The organism is Aeromonas rivuli (assembly GCF_000820045.1).
Classification (GTDB): Bacteria; Pseudomonadota; Gammaproteobacteria; order Enterobacterales; family Aeromonadaceae; genus Aeromonas; species Aeromonas rivuli.
Window position 1 is genome coordinate 100,489 of sequence record NZ_CDBJ01000071.1, and the last position, 15,543, is coordinate 116,031.

At 63.8% G+C, this 15,543-nt stretch carries 17 protein-coding genes; 7 read left to right on the top strand and 10 right to left on the bottom strand.

Going from position 1 to position 15,543, the window contains the following annotated elements; genetic code table 11:
* Window positions 1-80: 80 nt before the first annotated feature.
* Entirely contained in the window at window positions 81-1,424 is a 1,344-nt protein-coding gene (gene gdhA / locus BN1130_RS16940; RefSeq protein ID WP_042043407.1) for an NADP-specific glutamate dehydrogenase, read from the bottom strand.
* 660 nt (window positions 1,425-2,084) lie between these two features.
* Here gdhA and rluF point away from each other — a divergent pair.
* Window positions 2,085-3,080, top strand: a complete 996-nt coding sequence (rluF, locus tag BN1130_RS16945) for a 23S rRNA pseudouridine(2604) synthase RluF (RefSeq protein WP_042043408.1) — start codon at window positions 2,085-2,087, stop codon at window positions 3,078-3,080.
* Window positions 3,081-3,123: 43 nt separating this feature from the next.
* Here rluF and BN1130_RS16950 read toward each other — a convergent pair whose 3' ends face one another.
* Together BN1130_RS16950 and BN1130_RS16955 are read right to left on the bottom strand one after the other, a co-directional pair.
* On the bottom strand, window positions 3,124-4,377 hold the full coding sequence (locus tag BN1130_RS16950; RefSeq protein WP_042043409.1) for an MFS transporter: 1,254 nt from the start codon (window positions 4,375-4,377) through the stop codon (window positions 3,124-3,126).
* Window positions 4,370-4,846 carry a nucleoside deaminase gene (locus tag BN1130_RS16955; RefSeq protein ID WP_042043410.1) on the bottom strand — a complete coding sequence of 159 codons (477 nt, stop codon included), beginning with the start codon at window positions 4,844-4,846 and terminating at the stop codon, window positions 4,370-4,372. The genes BN1130_RS16950 and BN1130_RS16955 overlap by 8 nt, the downstream gene beginning before the upstream one ends.
* Before the next feature lie 106 nt (window positions 4,847-4,952).
* Between BN1130_RS16955 and BN1130_RS16960 the strand changes: the two genes are divergently transcribed.
* Window positions 4,953-5,804 carry a LysR family transcriptional regulator gene (locus BN1130_RS16960; protein WP_042043411.1) on the top strand — a complete coding sequence of 284 codons (852 nt, stop codon included), beginning with the start codon at window positions 4,953-4,955 and terminating at the stop codon, window positions 5,802-5,804.
* 3 nt (window positions 5,805-5,807) lie between these two features.
* On the opposite strand, the gene BN1130_RS16965 is transcribed toward BN1130_RS16960, so the two are convergent.
* The 5 genes from BN1130_RS16965 to BN1130_RS16980 all read right to left on the bottom strand — a co-directional run bounded on the left by BN1130_RS16965 (window position 5,808) and on the right by BN1130_RS16980 (window position 8,272).
* On the bottom strand, window positions 5,808-6,275 hold the full coding sequence (locus BN1130_RS16965; protein WP_042043413.1) for a GyrI-like domain-containing protein: 468 nt from the start codon (window positions 6,273-6,275) through the stop codon (window positions 5,808-5,810).
* A gap of 54 nt (window positions 6,276-6,329) precedes the next feature.
* Window positions 6,330-6,485 carry a pleiotropic regulatory protein RsmS gene (gene rsmS / locus BN1130_RS21805; protein ID WP_084218245.1) on the bottom strand — a complete coding sequence of 52 codons (156 nt, stop codon included), beginning with the start codon at window positions 6,483-6,485 and terminating at the stop codon, window positions 6,330-6,332.
* 86 nt (window positions 6,486-6,571) lie between these two features.
* Window positions 6,572-7,039 carry an acyl-CoA thioesterase gene (locus BN1130_RS16970; protein WP_042043416.1) on the bottom strand — a complete coding sequence of 156 codons (468 nt, stop codon included), beginning with the start codon at window positions 7,037-7,039 and terminating at the stop codon, window positions 6,572-6,574.
* Window positions 7,040-7,109: 70 nt separating this feature from the next.
* Complete coding sequence (locus tag BN1130_RS16975) at window positions 7,110-7,424, bottom strand: hypothetical protein (RefSeq protein WP_157014071.1); 315 nt, start codon at window positions 7,422-7,424, stop codon at window positions 7,110-7,112.
* Window positions 7,421-8,272, bottom strand: a complete 852-nt coding sequence (locus tag BN1130_RS16980) for a DMT family transporter (protein ID WP_042043417.1) — start codon at window positions 8,270-8,272, stop codon at window positions 7,421-7,423. Before BN1130_RS16980 ends, BN1130_RS16975 begins: the two co-directional genes overlap by 4 nt.
* Window positions 8,273-8,334: 62 nt before the next feature.
* Between BN1130_RS16980 and BN1130_RS16985 the strand changes: the two genes are divergently transcribed.
* Both BN1130_RS16985 and BN1130_RS16990 read left to right on the top strand, forming a co-directional pair.
* The gene (locus BN1130_RS16985; protein ID WP_042043419.1) at window positions 8,335-8,985 is read left to right on the top strand and encodes a tellurite resistance TerB family protein; all 651 of its coding nucleotides are present in this window, start codon (window positions 8,335-8,337) and stop codon (window positions 8,983-8,985) included.
* Between the two features lie 187 nt (window positions 8,986-9,172).
* The gene (locus BN1130_RS16990; RefSeq protein WP_042043421.1) at window positions 9,173-9,631 is read left to right on the top strand and encodes a GNAT family N-acetyltransferase; all 459 of its coding nucleotides are present in this window, start codon (window positions 9,173-9,175) and stop codon (window positions 9,629-9,631) included.
* A gap of 43 nt (window positions 9,632-9,674) precedes the next feature.
* On the opposite strand, the gene BN1130_RS16995 is transcribed toward BN1130_RS16990, so the two are convergent.
* Complete coding sequence (locus tag BN1130_RS16995; protein WP_042043422.1) at window positions 9,675-11,102, bottom strand: aminotransferase-like domain-containing protein; 1,428 nt, start codon at window positions 11,100-11,102, stop codon at window positions 9,675-9,677.
* Between the two features lie 120 nt (window positions 11,103-11,222).
* Between BN1130_RS16995 and BN1130_RS17000 the strand changes: the two genes are divergently transcribed.
* Genes BN1130_RS17000 through cydX form a run of 3 tightly spaced genes read left to right on the top strand, consistent with a single transcriptional unit; the run spans window position 11,223 to window position 14,062 of the window.
* Complete coding sequence (locus BN1130_RS17000; protein WP_042043423.1) at window positions 11,223-12,794, top strand: cytochrome ubiquinol oxidase subunit I; 1,572 nt, start codon at window positions 11,223-11,225, stop codon at window positions 12,792-12,794.
* Window positions 12,794-13,921 (top strand): cytochrome d ubiquinol oxidase subunit II, encoded by a 1,128-nt coding sequence (gene cydB / locus BN1130_RS17005; RefSeq protein WP_042043425.1) that lies wholly within the window; start codon window positions 12,794-12,796, stop codon window positions 13,919-13,921. The genes BN1130_RS17000 and cydB overlap by 1 nt, the downstream gene beginning before the upstream one ends.
* 27 nt (window positions 13,922-13,948) lie before the next feature.
* Entirely contained in the window at window positions 13,949-14,062 is a 114-nt protein-coding gene (gene cydX / locus BN1130_RS17010) for a cytochrome bd-I oxidase subunit CydX (protein WP_005310033.1), read from the top strand.
* Between the two features lie 61 nt (window positions 14,063-14,123).
* Here the strand turns inward: cydX and BN1130_RS17015 are convergent, their stop codons facing one another.
* On the bottom strand, window positions 14,124-15,296 hold the full coding sequence (locus tag BN1130_RS17015; protein ID WP_042043426.1) for an MFS transporter: 1,173 nt from the start codon (window positions 15,294-15,296) through the stop codon (window positions 14,124-14,126).
* Window positions 15,297-15,543 lie beyond the last annotated feature (247 nt).

Below are 15,543 nucleotides of genomic sequence, written 5' to 3' on the forward strand. Positions count from 1 at the left end.
CATAAAAAACGCGGCAGCCCAAGGGCTGCCGCGTTGTGTTTGGGTGCTTGAGGCATCGGCCCTAAGCCATTCCCGCAGTATTAGCAGACCCCCTGCGCCAGCATGGCGTCGGCGACCTTGACGAAGCCGGCGATATTGGCGCCGCTTTCGTAGTTCACATGGTCGTCATCCTGGCCATAACGTACACAGGTGGCGTGAATGCTGGTCATGATCTCCTTGAGGCGCGCATCGACCTCGTCCCGGCTCCAGCCGAGGCGCTGGGCGTTCTGGCTCATCTCCAGACCCGAAGTGGCCACGCCCCCCGCGTTGGCCGCCTTGCCCGGGGCAAACAGTACCCTGGCCTCATGGAAGAGCTGAATGGCGGCAGCGCTGCTTGGCATGTTGGCGCCCTCCGCCACCAGCTGCACGCCGTTGGTGATGAGGGTTGCGGCATCCTCTTCCCCCAACTCGTTCTGGGTGGCGCAGGGCAGGGCGATCTGAGTCGGCAAGTGCCAGGGGGAGCGGCCGGTGAAGAACTCCAACCCCAGCTCGTGGGCGTAATCGGCGACCCGCTTGCGCTGCTCGTTCTTGAGCGCCATCAGGCGGGCCAGTTTCTCGGGGGTGAAGCCGTCGGGATCAAAGACGGTGCCGCCGGAGTCAGAGGCGGTGATGACCCGGGCGCCGAGCGCCATCGCCTTCTCGATGGCGTATTGCGCCACGTTGCCGGAACCCGATACCGAGACCGTCATGCCTGCGAGGGATTGTCCGCGATTGGCCAGCATGGCTTGGGCGAAGTAGAGCAGGCCGTAGCCGGTGGCTTCCGGGCGAATGAGGCTGCCGCCAAAGGAGAGTCCCTTGCCGGTGAAGACGCACTCGGCGCTGTTGGTGAGCTTCTTCATCATGCCCGCCATGTAACTCACCTCGCGCCCGCCCACCCCGATGTCACCGGCTGGCACATCGGTGTTGGCGCCCAGGTGGCGATAGAGTTCCAGCATCAGCGCCTGGCAAAAACGCATCACTTCTCCCTCGCTCTTGCCCTTGGGATCGAAATCACTGCCGCCCTTGCCGCCGCCCATGGGCAGGGTAGTGAGGGCATTCTTGAAGGTCTGCTCGAAGGCGAGGAACTTGAGCACCGAGAGATCCACCGAGGGGTGGAAGCGCATGCCCCCCTTGAAGGGGCCGATGGCCGAGTTGTGCTGGATACGATAACCACGGTTGACCCGCACCTGACCCCGATCATCCACCCAACTCACTCGAAACTGGATCAGGCGCTCCGGCTCTACCAGCCGCTCCAACAGGCCGTGCTGCAAATAGTGGGGGTGACGTTCGATGAAGGGCCAGATGGAGGCAACCACCTCACTCACGGCCTGGATGAACTCGGGCTGATGAGGATTGCGGTTGGCCAGCTGGGCCAGGAAATCCGTCTGGGAAAGGGAATGGCTCATCGGTAACTCCTGTATGGGATGATGAAATAGGCGTCTGTCAGAAAGCGAGTCAGGCCCCGCATGAAAGGTTATTTTTTAATTGGTAGTCAGTGCGGGTAAATATTCGAATCCATGGCCCGTTTTAAAAATAATATTTTATTTGGGCCCAAAGCCACGGCGATCGTGGCGCTTACAGCAAGATAATTCGCGTGAACGAAAATCTTTTTATGCATTTTTGATTAATAAATAGCAAGTTTTTGTTGGTGCCAAGTGACACAGGGGCAAGCTGGCTGCATAGCCAGTGAATGGGTCTCGTGCGAGGAGTGTGGGCAAGGTCATCGGCCTGCACCGCGTCTTGATGTGCCCATTGTTGGCCGCACTCTGTGCTCCGCTGAATGTGGGAGTGGGTGCTTGTGCCGTTGCGGGCCTCATATCGGGCCTTGCGATCGCGTTATTGGGGAGGGCGGGGGAGAAGTATCCGGCGAATGGATCGGGGCAATATGCTACTGTAGCGGCGCTTTTTTGAAGAATGCGCAGGCTTTGACCCTTTTGAAGACGCTTTTTTGCAGATGCTTTTTGTAGATTCTTTTTGTAAATGGACATGTATGCAGACTAACCCGACCATGACCTGGCTGACTCAGCCGACAACCCTCCTCAACCCCATATTCTGGCAGGTGACCCATGCTGGCTGATGAATCCATGCGCCTGAACAAATACATCAGCGAGAGCGGCATCTGCTCCCGTCGTGAGGCCGATCGCTTCATCGAGCAGGGCCAGGTCTTCATCAATGGCAAGCGGGCCGGGATCGGCGATCAGGTGTTTGCCGGGGATCGGGTCTTGGTCAACGGTCAGGTGATCGAGGCGCGAGAAGCCGACAGCCTGGTGTTCATCGTGCTCAACAAGCCGGTGGGCATCGTCTCCACCACGGAGGCGGGGGAGAAGGACAACATCGTCGACTTCGTCAACCACAGCACCCGTATCTTCCCCATCGGCCGACTCGACAAGGACTCCCAGGGGCTCATCTTCCTGACCAACCACGGGGATCTGGTCAACAAGATCCTGCGGGCGGGCAACGATCACGAGAAAGAGTACCTGGTGACCGTCGACAAGCCGGTGACCGATGAGTTCATCCGCGGCATGGGCGCCGGGGTGCCGATCCTCGGTGCCATCACCAAGAAGTGCAAGGTGAAGCGAGAGGCCCCCTTCGTGTTCCGCATCACCCTAGTGCAGGGGCTCAATCGCCAGATCCGCCGCATGTGCGAACATTTCGGCTTCGAGGTCACCAAGCTAGAACGCATCCGCATCATGAACGTCAGCCTCAAGGGGCTGCCGGTGGGGGAGTGGCGCGATCTCACCGACGATGAGCTGATCGAGCTGTTCAAGCTGATTGAAGACTCCTCCTCCGAGGTGAAACCGGCCAAGGGGGAGAAGCCCAAGACCCCGGCGGCGCAAAGCGCCAAACCGGCCCAGGGCAAGAAGCCGCGCCGGGACGATGACCACGAGATTGGCGGCCGTCCCAACGTGCCGGGCCCCTCGGCGTTTGAGAACAAGAGCCCAGCGGGCAAGGTCGCGGCCGGTAAAGGCGCCGCTGGCAAGGGCGCTCCGGCCAAGGGTGGCAAACCGGCTGCGGGCAAACCGCGTTCCCCCCAGGCTGGACGGCAGAAGAAGGGGCGCTAAGCTCGCCCCTCATCCCATAGTGATCTCTCCCAATACACCGGCCTCAGGCCGGTGTATTGCTATGGGCGGGCAGCGGGGCCGGGGCATCACTCTCGGGCACTGCGGGCACTGCGGGCAGTCGCATCGCGCTCGGGTAGTGCAAGGGGTTGAGGCGCAGCACCAACAGGCTCATCAGCGCCAATCCGCCGAGCTGCCACTGCCAGGCGGCGGCGAAGTCACCGCTCAAGTGGTGCAGGCGCGCCGCCACCCAGGGGCCGGTGGCCGCCAAGATGAAGCCAAATCCCTGCATCAGGGCGCTCAGGCTACCGGCGCGTCTGGGGTCTGGCAGGTGATCGAGCGCTATCACCATGATGAGAGAGAAGCTGCCGCCGAGCCCTGCGCCGCACAGCAGGCACCAGAGGATGGGGGCTACTTCCGGGGCGAGCCAGAGGCCGCCAAATCCCGCGACCTGCAACAAGATGGCGAGCCCCATCCAGGGGCGCCTGTCCAGCTTGCGCGCCGCCAGCAGCGGCAGGCCGAGGCCGCTCAGGGTCTGGGCCAGTGCCAGCCAGGCGACCAGTTCTCCCCCTTGCTGGGCACTCAGGCCCTGCGCCATGTAGGCCGGTGCCAGCCAGGCCACGACGATGCCATAGCCGCTGTTGATGATGCCAAAGCAGCCGATCAGCAGCCAGCTGCGGGGCAGGCCTATCAATCGCGGCTCCCCCGGTGGTGGCAGGGCCTTGGCCACCACAGGTAATCGTACCCGCCAGCCGAGCCAGATCAGCGCCAGCAGCACCGGCAGGCTCCACAGGGCGAGCACCCGCGACCAGTCCAGCTGGCTCGCGAGTTGGGGGCTGAGGATGGCGCCCAGTGCCCCGCCCCCCATCATGCAGGCAGAAAAAATCCCCATCACCAGCGGGACCCGCTGGGCGAAGGCCCCCTTGATGAGACCGGGCAACACCCCCTGCACCAGGGCCGAGCCGAGGCCACAGAGGGCGGCGCTGGCGATGAGCAGGGCGCCACTGCTCACATCGAAGCGCAGGACGCTGCCGAGTGCCAGCAACAGCAACGCCGTGGCCAGCAGCTGGCGCGGGCTGGCCAGGCGCAGCAGGGCCGGGGTGAACAGCACACCGACCCCGATCAGCAGCAGCGGCAGCAGGGTCACCCAGGCGAGATTGTCCATGCCAAGCGCGAGACGCCCGTCGATCCGCTCCGCCAGCGGCCCGATGGCGGTGAGGAAGGGGCGCAGGTTGATGCCAATCAGCATCACCAGCACCAGCAGGGCACCGCGGCCTTCCTGAATAGATGGCTTACTCATCGGCGTCAGGGCCGTAGAGGGCGGCGGCACTGATGGGGCTCGGCAGCTTGATGAGCGGTAGCGGCGGGGGCGACAGGGGGATCCTCAGCCGGGCGTAGCTGGCGGCGCTGTCAAAGCCGAAGGGGGCCGCATCCTGATTGTCGAAGGCGTAGTAGACGGCGCTGATGCCGTTCATCACCAACGCACAGAGGCACATGGGGCAGGGGTGGCCGCTGGCGTAGACCACGGCGCCCTTGAGGGCGCCGTGCTGGCTGGCGGTGCGCAGCGCTTCGAGTTCGGCATGGCGGGTGGGATCCCCGGCCAGGTGCATCAAATTGACGGCGCTGGCCAGCAGTTGACCATCGCGTACTAGCAGGGCCGCGAAGGGGCGCCCCCCCTGGCGTCGGTGATCAAGGGCAAGTTCGACCGTTTGTACCAGCCAGGCTTGATGGGTCGCCAGGGAGCCATCGGGTATGGAAGTGTCAGTCATATGGGGTGGCCGCTTGTGGAGTCTGGTGACAGGCTAGCCGCTCGCGCTATTATGGGGAAATTAAATGATTCAATGCCAATCAGTAATTTTTCAAATGGAGTCACCCATGCTGGATCCCCAATTGCTGCGCAGCTTCGTTGCCATCGTCGATACCGGCAGTTTCACCCGCGCCGGTGAACGGGTTCATCTGACCCAATCCACCATCAGCCAGCAGATGCGGCGACTCGAGACTCAACTCGGTTGCGCCTTGTTGGACAGGCGCGGCGGTCAGGTCACGGCGACGGCTCAGGGGGAGACCCTGCTTGGCACGGCGCGGCGCATCCTGAATCTGCTCGCCCAGGCGGAGCAACAGGTGGCAGAGGCGAGCCAGCAGCTCACGCTGGGAGTGCCGGAAGATTTTGCCGCAGGCGCCATGACCCGGGTGTTGGCCCGCTTCGCTCGGGACTATCCCCAGGTGCGGCTCGAGGTGATGAGCGGACTCAGCCATGAGCTGTGGCAACGCTTTGCCGCAGGGGAGCTGGATCTGGCGCTGGTCAAGCAGAGGCGGGGCCAGGGCCAACCCAGGGCAATCTGGCCCGAACCGATCGCCTGGGTCGACAGCCGCGACTGGCCTGCGGCAGGACGGGATCCCCTGCCGTTGGTGGCCTTTCCAAGCGCAGGACTCTATCGCGACGAGATGACGGCGGCGCTGGACGCCATGGGGCTGCGCTGGCGCATCGCCTATGTCAGTGCCAGCCTGGCCAGCTTGCAGGGGGCGGTGAGCGCCGGGATCGGGGTCAGTTTGTTACCCCAACGGTTGTTGCAGGAGGGGCAGGTTAGCCTGAGTGACTGGCCCGCCCTCGCCCCGGTCGAACTGGCCCTGCATGTGAGCCGTGAGCGGGGCGAGCCCCTGGCCCGGCTCGCCGAGGCGCTGATCACCCTGTGTGATGAGGTGATGACTGTGGATGACCGGCATTGAGGCTCAGGCGAGTTGTTGACGCGGCACCACGGCGAGCCAGATCTCCATCTCGCCGATGCCGTTGATGCCATCAAACTGCGGGGGATAGCGCTCGAAATCGGGTTTATGGGCTGATTGATATTGAGACGCTGCCAGCCAGGCCAGCGCCTCTTGCCAGCGGGCAGGCAGGGCGCTGACATGGCCCTGATGGCCGAATACCGCGTAGGTCTGGGCCTCGATCCGCATCCGCCCCAGCCCCGTGGGCAGCGCCGCCAGGCTGGCCACTTCCAGGGCGCACATATATTCGAAACGGCTGTCATCGCCCCCGCACATCACCCCGTAGGCATATTCACCGAGTTGGCCGGGCAGGGGCCAGAGCTGACCGGCATCCCGCCATTGGCGCTCAATGTCTGCACTGGCTGCGTCGTGCTGACGGCGCAGGCCGCCGAGCAACATAGGACGGCCTTGTTCGAAACGCTGGGGTTGGCTCATGCTGTGCTTCCTCGACGGGAATGGGGGCGGTCTCGGGCTAAAACCGTCTTGGGATTAGTGCTCGGCCCCTGCGGCCAGCTTGCGCTCATAGTCCTGACGGACGATGGCGAGCGCCGCCAGGACAAGATCCGGGGCAATCTGGTTGGTTTCCAGCAGTTCTATCAGATCCACCGCGAGTTTGACCTCGGGGGGGGCATTTTCCAGTGACATCTTGGTTTCTCATGGGGCTGAGGGGGCGCCATTATACCGCCGCGGGCCGTGAAGACACGCCCCGGTTGCCCGGGACTTGAAGGGCTTCACATGTGCTGACGCATCTCCTTGTCGAGCTCTTCACGCAGGGCCATCAGCTTCTTGGCGTACTGCTGCAAGCGTAGATCCTGCTCGCTCACCGGCTGCCACTGGGGCACGGGGCTCGGCTTGCCGTGCTCGTCCATGGCCACGAAGATGATGATGCAGTGGGTGGTCTTGTGGCGAGCCGGGTCGGTGGGGTGGCGGCTATAGACATCCACGGCCAGGTGCATGCTGGTGGTACCTGTGTGGATCACCTTGGCATGGACCTCGACCAGCTGGCCTATCTGGATGGGACGCAAAAAGCGAATGCCCCCCACATAGACGGTGACGGCATAGCCGCCACACCAGCCGGCGGCGCAGGCGTAGCCGGCCTGATCGATCCACTTCATCACCATGCCGCCATGGACTTTGCCACCGAAGTTGACATCGGCGGGCTCGGCGAGAAATTGCAGGGTCAGTTCACGGGCACTCATGGCACTTCCTTCTGGGGTCGAATGGGGGCAAGAGCTGTAGATAACGATGATCCTGCCCGGGGTAGTGATGTCACTGACGATAGCTTTGTCGGTACTGCTCGGCCTGCTGGCAGGCCGGTATTTGGCCAAAGTTCGGGCGTTTGTTTCCCTCACGCTGCCCGAAGCTGGCAAAGGTCTGCGTACAGTTGGCGGCCTTGCCGCCTTGCTCCTCACATGCCTTGATGCGTTGGGCCTTACCTTCGTCGATCAACGCCTGTTGGGCGTTGAGACAGGCTCTGTCCAGCTGACTCTGCTGGGCTTCCCTATCTTCCAGTGCGGCCAGCAGACCGGTTGAGAGGCTGCCACCCAGCAGCAGTATGGCGAGCTTCATAATGTGCGTCTTCATGACTTGTCTCCAGCAGAGGGCCGTCCCCATATGACCAGGGCGATGCCCCCCAAGATGGCTATGGATGACAATAACAGCCGCATTGACCATGACTCATCCAACCAGATGAGCCCGCCGAGGGCGGCGAGCAGAGGCACCAGCAGCTGGACGCTGGCGGCCAGGGTGCGGCCCAGCTGGGGCAGCACCCGATACCAGAGTGCATAGCCGAGCCCGGAGGCCAGCGCCCCCGAGGTCAGGGCGTAGCCGATGGCCAGCGGGCTGGCCTCAAGGTGCCCAAGCCACAGGTAGAGCAGGGCCGCCGGCAGACTGGCGCGCAGGAAGTGGCCGGCATTGGCGGCGATGGGATCGGCAAAGCGTGAGGCCCGCAGGGTGTAGCAGGCCCAGGCGATGCCAGCGGCTATCATCAAAGCCGCCCCCAGAGGATCCGGCGCCGTGATGCCGGGCAGCAGTAGCAGGATCAGTCCCGCCATGGCGAGCAGCAAACCGGCCCACTGGCGAGGGGGCAGGCGTTCACCGCGTAGCAGGGGCGGGGCCAGCATGCTGAGCTGCACGGCGGCAAACAGTAGCAGGGCGCCGGTGCCCGTGGTCAGGGTCAGGTAGGCAAAAGAGAAGGCCGCACCATAGCCGATGAGGGCCAGGGCGCCGCCCCAGTCCCCCTGGCGGGGCTGTGGGGGACGACGGAGCGCACAGAGCAGCAGCAACATCAGGGCGCCGCTGGTCAGGCGCAGCAGGGTGAACAGCGCCGGATCCATCCGCTCGTCGAACAGGGCAAGGCGGCAGAGCAGCGAATTGGCTGCGAACGCCATCAGCGTCAACAGGGTCAGCAGCAGCAGGCGTGGCAGTGGCATTTATTCACCTTGAGTTCAGTGGACGCGACCCAGCATGGGTCACTATGCAACGAGGAGGGCCTATGAAACAAATACTCGATCAACTGCTGGGCAGCGGCAAGAGCTGGCTGAACGATGGCGGTGACAGCCGCAAGGCGCAGATGAAGGGCATGGCGCAAGGTGGCCTGGCCGCCGGGGCCATGGCCTTGTTGCTGGGTAACAAGAAGATCCGCAAATATGGCGGCAAGGTGGCGGCGGTGGGCGGCGCGGCGGCCCTCGGCGGCCTCGCCTACAAGCTCTATCAGGATTGGCAGGCCCAGCAGGGCGGGGCTGCGCAACCGACCCAGCCACTGGACAGCCTGCAGGGCCAGGCGCTGGATGCTCGCGCCACCTTGCTGGTGCGCGCCATGGTGGCGGCGGCCAGGGCTGACGGTCACATCGACGACGCCGAGCGCCAGAAGATCCAGCAGTATCTGACCGAGCAGGGTCAGAGCGATGCGGCGCGCTGGATTGACGCCGAACTGGCGCGCCCCCTCGACCCGCAAGCGCTGGCACGGGAAGTGACCGACATGGAGCAGGCCACCGAGGTCTACCTCGCCTCCCTGCTCACCATAGAGGCGGATCACTTCATGGAGCGCGGCTACCTGGACGAGCTGGCGAGGGCCCTCAAGCTCGATGACAACCTCAAGGGCAGCATAGAGCGACAGGTGGCCCAGCTGGGAGCCCCGAGCTGACCGTTGGCAAATAGCGGGATAGTCGATAACGCCCCAATCACGGGGCGTTATGTTTTGTGTTTGCCTGGCGGCACTGCCCATTTGGGATGCGATTGACCCTTTTTGTTGTGGCTGACTCCCCCTATGATTGGCCTTTCTCCAGAGATCGCAGGGGATGAATGTGTCACTCACCGGCAAGGAGCCATCATTGGAAATACGCAAGGCAACCGCGCGCGATATCGACGCCCTCGCGGAACTGAATCGGCAAATATGCGTGATGCACTTTGAACATGTCCCCGAGGTGTTTTGTGGCCCCTCTGCGGAGGACCGCGACTTTCTGCTCGCCGCCATCGGCAGCGAAGAGCGGCTGTTTTGTGTGGCGGTGGAGCATGCTCAGGTGCTGGGGTTTCTGGTGGCAAGAATTGACATCAATGAAGCCATTCCCTTTATCAGCAAGCTCCCCATCTGTCGTATCACCACAGTGGTAGTCGATGAGCAGCACAGATCCGGCGGCATCGGCAAGGCATTGATCGCCCATTGCGATCAGTGGGCCAAGGCCCAGAATGCGAGCCAAATCCGGCTGGAGGTGATGTCCTTCAACGACAGGGCCAGGTCGTTTTATGAATCCCTGGGTTTCACCCGTCAGTCCGAAATTTACGCCCGATAAGCGCTCCTCCCCTCAGGAGACAAGGCCCCGTCATGGGGCCTTGTTATGTCCGGCTTTCATGGCGGCCGAGCTGCTGCTGGATCAGCGCCGCCAACCGGGTGAGGGCCGCTTCCAGCTCAGGGCGCCAGAGGTGGGAGCTGTTGAGGCGCAGGCAGTGGTTGTGCTGGCCCTGGCTCGAGAACAGCGCCCCCGGCGCCAGCGAGAAACCGCAGGCCAGCGCCTGGGCATGCAGCGCCCGGCTGTCGAGCCGAGCATCAAATTCCAGCCAGAGGAAGTAGCCGCCATCCGGGATCGAGATGCGTACCTCATCCGGGAAGAGGCGCAGCAGGGCCGTCCGCATCTGCTGCTGGCGCTGGGCCAGGGTGTGGCGCAGGCGGCGAAAGTGGGCATCCACCCCGCCCTGGCGCAGCATGTCGGCCAGCGCCAGCTGGCTCGGCACATTGGTCGACAGGGTCGACATCAGCTGCAGCCGCTGGATGCGCTCTGCATGGGGTCCCGCCACCACCCAGCCGACCCGAAAACCCGGCGCCAGGCACTTGGTCCAGGAGCCGCACAGCAGGCTGTCGCCCCGGGCGTCCCAGCGTTTGATGGGGCTGGGGCGCTCGCGGCCAAAGTAGAGCTCGGCGTAGACGTCGTCCTCCACCAGGGGCACCTCATGGGCGTTGAGCAGCGCCATCAGCCCCTGCTTGTGGCCATCCGGCATGGTGTGGCCCAGGGGGTGCTGGACGTTGCCCATCAGCCAGCACGCCTTGATGGGACGCTGGGCGAGCGCCTCGGCCAGCAGGGCGAGATCGATGCCGACCCCGGGGATCACCGGGATCTCCACCACCTTGAGCTTGAGCCGCTCTATGGCCTGCAGGGCGCCGTAGAAGGTGGGAGACTCCACCACCACCCAGTCTCCGGGCTCGGTCAACACCTGCAGGCTGAGGGAGAGGGCCTCCATGGCCCCTGTGGTGATGATGATCTCCTGAGGGTCCACCGCCAGGCCGTCGCTGGCATAACGCTGGGCGATGGCGCGGCGCAGCGCCTCGTTGCCGGGGGGCAGATCTGCCACAGTGCTGAAGGGGTCGAGGCGGCGCATGCAGCTGGCCAGCGCCCGGCCGAGCTGGGGGTGGGGGAAGAGGGCGGGACCCGCCACCGCCATACCGAGGGGCACCAGCTCCCGGGACTTGCTCGCCTGCAGCACCTCGAACACCAGATCGTTGATATCCACCGAGCCTGTGTAGTGCGCCTGTTGCGGGGCGCTGGCTCGCAGCGGTGAGCTGGCGGCCTTGACGTAGTAGCCGGACTGGGGCCGCGCCAGGATGAGGCCACGGCTTTCGAGCAGCTGGTAGGCCTGCAGCACCGTCATGGGGCTGAGGGTGTGGGTCTTGCAGCTCTGGCGAATGGAGGGAATGCGCTCCCCCGGCTGCCAGAGGCCGGTCTCTATTTGTTGTTGCAGCAGGGCTGCCAGCTGGCCGTAGCGGGACATGGTGGGCTTAAACTGTTATAGGTGTATTTCACTATAACTGCATCTGTTATAGGTGTCATAGGGCGTGTTGTACTTAACGGGCGAAAAGCTGTCTGTTAAATGCAACATAGAGAGTCCTGCATGATTAACCTGGATGATGTGGTAAGCCTGTCCCGATTGCAGTTCGGGGCCACGGCCATGTTTCACTTCCTGTTTGTACCCCTCACCCTGGGGCTGTCCTGGATCCTGGTGATCGCCGAATCCGCCTACGTGATGACCGGCAAGGTGATCTACCAGGACATCACCCGCTTCTGGGGCAAGCTGTTTGGCATCAACTTCGTGATGGGGGTGACCACGGGGATCACCCTGGAGTTTCAGTTCGGCACCAACTGGGCCTACTACTCCCACTATGTCGGCGATATCTTCGGCGCCCCCCTGGCGGTGGAGGGGCTGATGGCCTTCTTCCTGGAGTCCACCCTGGTGGGCCTCTTCTTCTTCGGCTGGGACAGGCTCTCCCGGGGCCAGCACCTGCTGGTGACGGCGCTGGTGGCGCTCGGCTCCAACCTCTCCGCCCTCTGGATCCTCATCGCCAACGGCTGGATGCAGAACCCGGTCGGTGCCGAGTTCAACCCCATGACGATGCGCATGGAGCTGACCGACGTCACCGCCGTGCTGTTCAACCCGGTGGCCCAGGTCAAGTTCGTGCACACTGTGGCGGCGGGTTACGTGGCCGCGTCCCTGTTCGTGATGGGGGTGAGCAGCTGGTATCTGCTGCGCTCCATGGAGGTGCGCTTCGCCCTGCGCTCTTTCGCCATCGCCTCCGGCTTTGGTCTGGCCGCCATCCTCTCGGTCATCGTACTCGGGGACGAGTCGGGCTATCGCACCGGGGAGGTGCAGAAGGTCAAGCTCGCCGCCATCGAGGCGGAGTGGGAGACCGAGCCCGCCCCGGCAGCCTTCACCCTGTTCGGCTGGCCGGATCAGAGCGCCGAGACCACCCACGGGGCTGTCAAGATCCCCTACCTGATGGGCATCATCGCCACCCGCTCCCTGGATGAGCAGGTGACCGGCATCAAAGATCTCAAGGCGCAGCATGAGGTGCGCATCCGCAGCGGCATGCTGGCTTATGGCGCGCTTGAGGCGCTTCGCCAGGATGGTGGCAACGGCGCCGCCCGCGCCACCTTCGAGCGCCACCGCGCCGATCTCGGCTACGGCCTGCTGCTCACCCCCCATGCCAAAGACATAGCCAAGGCGGACGAAGGGGCCATCGCCCGGGCGGTGGCGGATTCCGTGCCCCAGGTGGCGCCGCTGTTCTGGAGCTTCCGGCTGATGGTGGGCATAGGGGTGGTGTTGCTGCTGCTGTTTGCCGCCGCCTTCCTGCAACTGTGTAGAGGCCGGTTGGTGCAGTCGCCGCGTCTGCTCAAGGCGCTGTTCTGGTGCATACCGCTGCCCTGGATTGCCATAGAGGCAGGCTGGTTCGTGGCCGAGTTTGGTCGCCAGCCCTGGACCATCAGCGAGGTGTTGCCGGTGTCGGCCTCGGTCTCCTTGCTGCAGCCGGGCCAGATCTGGTTCAGCCTCATCGCCATCAGCCTCATCTATACCAGCCTGCTGGTGGTGGAGCTGTTCTTGTTGCGTCATGTGATCCGCAAAGGGCCCGCCAGCCTGCAGACGGGTCGTTATCAAGGTGAAGTCTTGGCAAGCGGGAGTGCGCTCTGATGGATTACGAAACCCTGAAAGTGATCTGGTGGGGTCTGGTGCTGTTCCTGCTCATCGGCTTCGTGGTGATGGACGGCTTCGATCTGGGGGTGGGCCTGCTGTTGCCCATCGTCGGCAAAACCGATGAGGAGCGGCGGGTGCTGCTCAACAGTGTCGGCCCGGTGTGGGAGGGCAACCAGGTGTGGCTCATCGCCGGCGCCGGTACCCTGTTCGCCGCCTGGCCGCTGGTCTATGCCGCCGCCTTCTCGGCCCTCTATGTGCCCTTCATGTTCCTGCTGTTCGGTCTCTTCCTGCGCCCGGTGGGTTTCGACTATCGCAGCAAGCTGGAATCGGCCCAGTGGCGCCGCTGGTGGGACCGCGCCCTGGTGACCGGCGCCCTGCTGCCGACCCTGGTGTTTGGCGCGACCCTGGGCTTCCTGTTGCAAGGCTTGCCGTTTCGCTTCGACTCGCACCTTCGCATCCACTACGGCGCCTTCGAGTTTAACTGGCCGCTGCTGCTGACCTGCATGGGCACGGCGCTGGCCCTGCTGATGCTCCACGGCGCCAGCTTCCTGCAGTGCAAGACCCAGGGGGTGATAGCCGAGCGCTGCGCCCGCCACAGCCTCTGGCTCGGGCCCCTGGCCAGCGGCCTGTTCGCCCTTGGCGGCGTCTGGCTCAGCCAGATGTGGGGATACCAGATTGCGGAGATAGGGGATCTCAACAGCGCCCTGACGCCGCTGATGAAGCAGGTGATGACGGCGCCGGATGGCTGGTTTGGCAACTTCGTGGCGCACCCGGTACTTTGGGCTGTGCCTGCCTTGGGCCTGCTGCTGCCGTTGATGAGTACCTTGGCAAGCCACCTCGGCAGATCGCGGCTGGCGATCCTTGCCAGCGGCGGCGCCTGCGCCGCCATGATGCTGACAGTGGCCATTGCGCTGTTCCCCTTCGTGCTGCCCTCGTCGCTGGATCCGTCGAGCAGCCTGACCCTGTGGGACGGCACCTCCAGCGAGGGCACCCTGCTCATCATGCTGGGAATAGTCGGGGTGCTGATGCCCATCAACATCGGCTACACCCTCTGGGTCTACCGGGTGGTGCGCGGCAAGGTCAGCACGCAGCAGGTTCGCCAACAGGGCCATAGCCTCTACTAACCGCCTTCACCTCAAGGGAGTTTCAACATGTGGTATTTCACCTGGATTCTGGGGCTGGGCTTTGCCCTGCTGTGCGGCCTGGTCAACCTGCTCTGGCTGGAGGCGCGCTGGGCCGCGGACGAGGATCTCAAGGAGTCTTGAGCCCGCCCCTGAAAACGAGAAAGGCCGACACCAGGTGTCGGCCTTTTTTATCTGTCAGCGCTCAGACCGCCAGCGCCAATTTGGCCTCGCGCCGCTCGCTGACGTGGGTCAGGCCGTAGGCCAGCAGCACGATCAGCGCGCCAATCCAGGGGGTGTGCATCAACCCCAGGTGTTCCACCACCAGACCACCGACCACGGATCCCAGCGCTATGCCGACGTTGAAGGCGGCGATGTTGAGGCCGGAGGCCACGTCCACGGCGTTGGGGGTATGGATCTCGGCCTGTTTCACCACCAGTACTTGTAGTCCCGGCACGTTGCCAAAGGCGAAGGCGCCCCACACCAGCACGGTCAGCACCGCCAGCACCGGATGGGGCGCGGTAAAGGTGAGCATCAGCAAGATGAGCGCCAGCCCGGCAAACATCAGCTTCAGGGCGGGCAGTGGGCCCATCTTGTCCGCCAGCTTGCCGCCCCAGATGTTGCCGAACGCAACAGATACTCCGTACACCAGCAAGATCAGGCTCACCGCATTGGCGCCGAAGCCGCTCACCTGTTGCAGTATGGGGGCGAGGAAGGTAAAGGCGGTGAAGGCGCCGCCGTAGCCCAGTGCCGTCTTGGCGTAGACCAGCAGCAGCGGCTTCTTGGTCAGCACCGAGAGTTGCTCACGGATGCTGGAAGCAGCACCTTTGGGCAGGTTACTCGGGATCAGCAGCAGGCTGCCCACCATGGCGATGAGGCCCAAGAGGCTCACCACCAGGAAGGTTTCGCGCCAGCCAAACTGTTGGCCAATCCAGGTGCCAAGCGGCACGCCAGTCACCAGCGCCACGGTCAGGCCGCTGAACATGATGGCGATGGCGCTCGCCGCCTTCTCCCTGGCCACCAGACCGGTGGCGATGGTGCTGCCCACCGAGAAGAAGACCCCGTGGGCCAGGCCGGTGAGGATGCGGGCGACGATCAGGCTCTCGTAACCCGGCGCCTGCCAGGCGAGCAGGTTGCCAATGGTGAACAGCGCCATCAACCCCACCAGCAACCACTTGCGCGGCAGCTTGCCGGTGAGCGCGGTCAGCAGCGGCGCACCGATGGCGACGCCGAGGGCATAGAGGCTGACCAGCAGGCCCGCCGAGGGGAGCGAGACATGAAGCTGTTCGGCGATGGTGGGAATGAGCCCCACTATCACAAATTCGGTGGTGCCGATCGCGAAGGCACTCAGGGTGAGGGCAAATAATGCCAGTGGCATAGAAACTCCTTGGATATGGGCTCCCTATGGGAGAAGGAGGTCAGTATGCCCAAGAGCTTTGTTGGCAAAAATGACGGCAACGTCAAATTACTTTTGTTTAATCAGCATCAATGGAGCCGTGGAATGGGGTAGTGGGAGTGGTTGAGGCAGCGGAGGCAAAGCGCGTAGAAGCAAGGTGTATAAACCGGGCAGGGAATAAAGAGGGGTGGGGCAAGGGAAGGGGGCTGCTGCGCGGGCGGCGGTGGCG

Excerpts from the sequence above, each read along its gene's own strand:
- gdhA (WP_042043407.1), bottom strand. The coding sequence starts at position 1,424 with ATGAGCCATTCCCTTTCCCAGACGGATTTCCTGGCCCAGCTGGCCAAC.
- rluF (WP_042043408.1), top strand. The coding sequence starts at position 2,085 with ATGCTGGCTGATGAATCCATGCGCCTGAACAAATACATCAGCGAGAGC.
- BN1130_RS16950 (WP_042043409.1), bottom strand. The coding sequence starts at position 4,377 with ATGAGTAAGCCATCTATTCAGGAAGGCCGCGGTGCCCTGCTGGTGCTG.
- BN1130_RS16955 (WP_042043410.1), bottom strand. The coding sequence starts at position 4,846 with ATGACTGACACTTCCATACCCGATGGCTCCCTGGCGACCCATCAAGCC.
- BN1130_RS16960 (WP_042043411.1), top strand. The coding sequence starts at position 4,953 with ATGCTGGATCCCCAATTGCTGCGCAGCTTCGTTGCCATCGTCGATACC.
- BN1130_RS16965 (WP_042043413.1), bottom strand. The coding sequence starts at position 6,275 with ATGAGCCAACCCCAGCGTTTCGAACAAGGCCGTCCTATGTTGCTCGGC.
- rsmS (WP_084218245.1), bottom strand. The coding sequence starts at position 6,485 with ATGTCACTGGAAAATGCCCCCCCCGAGGTCAAACTCGCGGTGGATCTG.
- BN1130_RS16970 (WP_042043416.1), bottom strand. The coding sequence starts at position 7,039 with ATGAGTGCCCGTGAACTGACCCTGCAATTTCTCGCCGAGCCCGCCGAT.
- BN1130_RS16975 (WP_157014071.1), bottom strand. The coding sequence starts at position 7,424 with ATGAAGACGCACATTATGAAGCTCGCCATACTGCTGCTGGGTGGCAGC.
- BN1130_RS16980 (WP_042043417.1), bottom strand. The coding sequence starts at position 8,272 with ATGCCACTGCCACGCCTGCTGCTGCTGACCCTGTTGACGCTGATGGCG.
- BN1130_RS16985 (WP_042043419.1), top strand. The coding sequence starts at position 8,335 with ATGAAACAAATACTCGATCAACTGCTGGGCAGCGGCAAGAGCTGGCTG.
- BN1130_RS16995 (WP_042043422.1), bottom strand. The coding sequence starts at position 11,102 with ATGTCCCGCTACGGCCAGCTGGCAGCCCTGCTGCAACAACAAATAGAG.
- BN1130_RS17000 (WP_042043423.1), top strand. The coding sequence starts at position 11,223 with ATGATTAACCTGGATGATGTGGTAAGCCTGTCCCGATTGCAGTTCGGG.
- cydB (WP_042043425.1), top strand. The coding sequence starts at position 12,794 with ATGGATTACGAAACCCTGAAAGTGATCTGGTGGGGTCTGGTGCTGTTC.
- cydX (WP_005310033.1), top strand. The coding sequence starts at position 13,949 with ATGTGGTATTTCACCTGGATTCTGGGGCTGGGCTTTGCCCTGCTGTGC.
- BN1130_RS17015 (WP_042043426.1), bottom strand. The coding sequence starts at position 15,296 with ATGCCACTGGCATTATTTGCCCTCACCCTGAGTGCCTTCGCGATCGGC.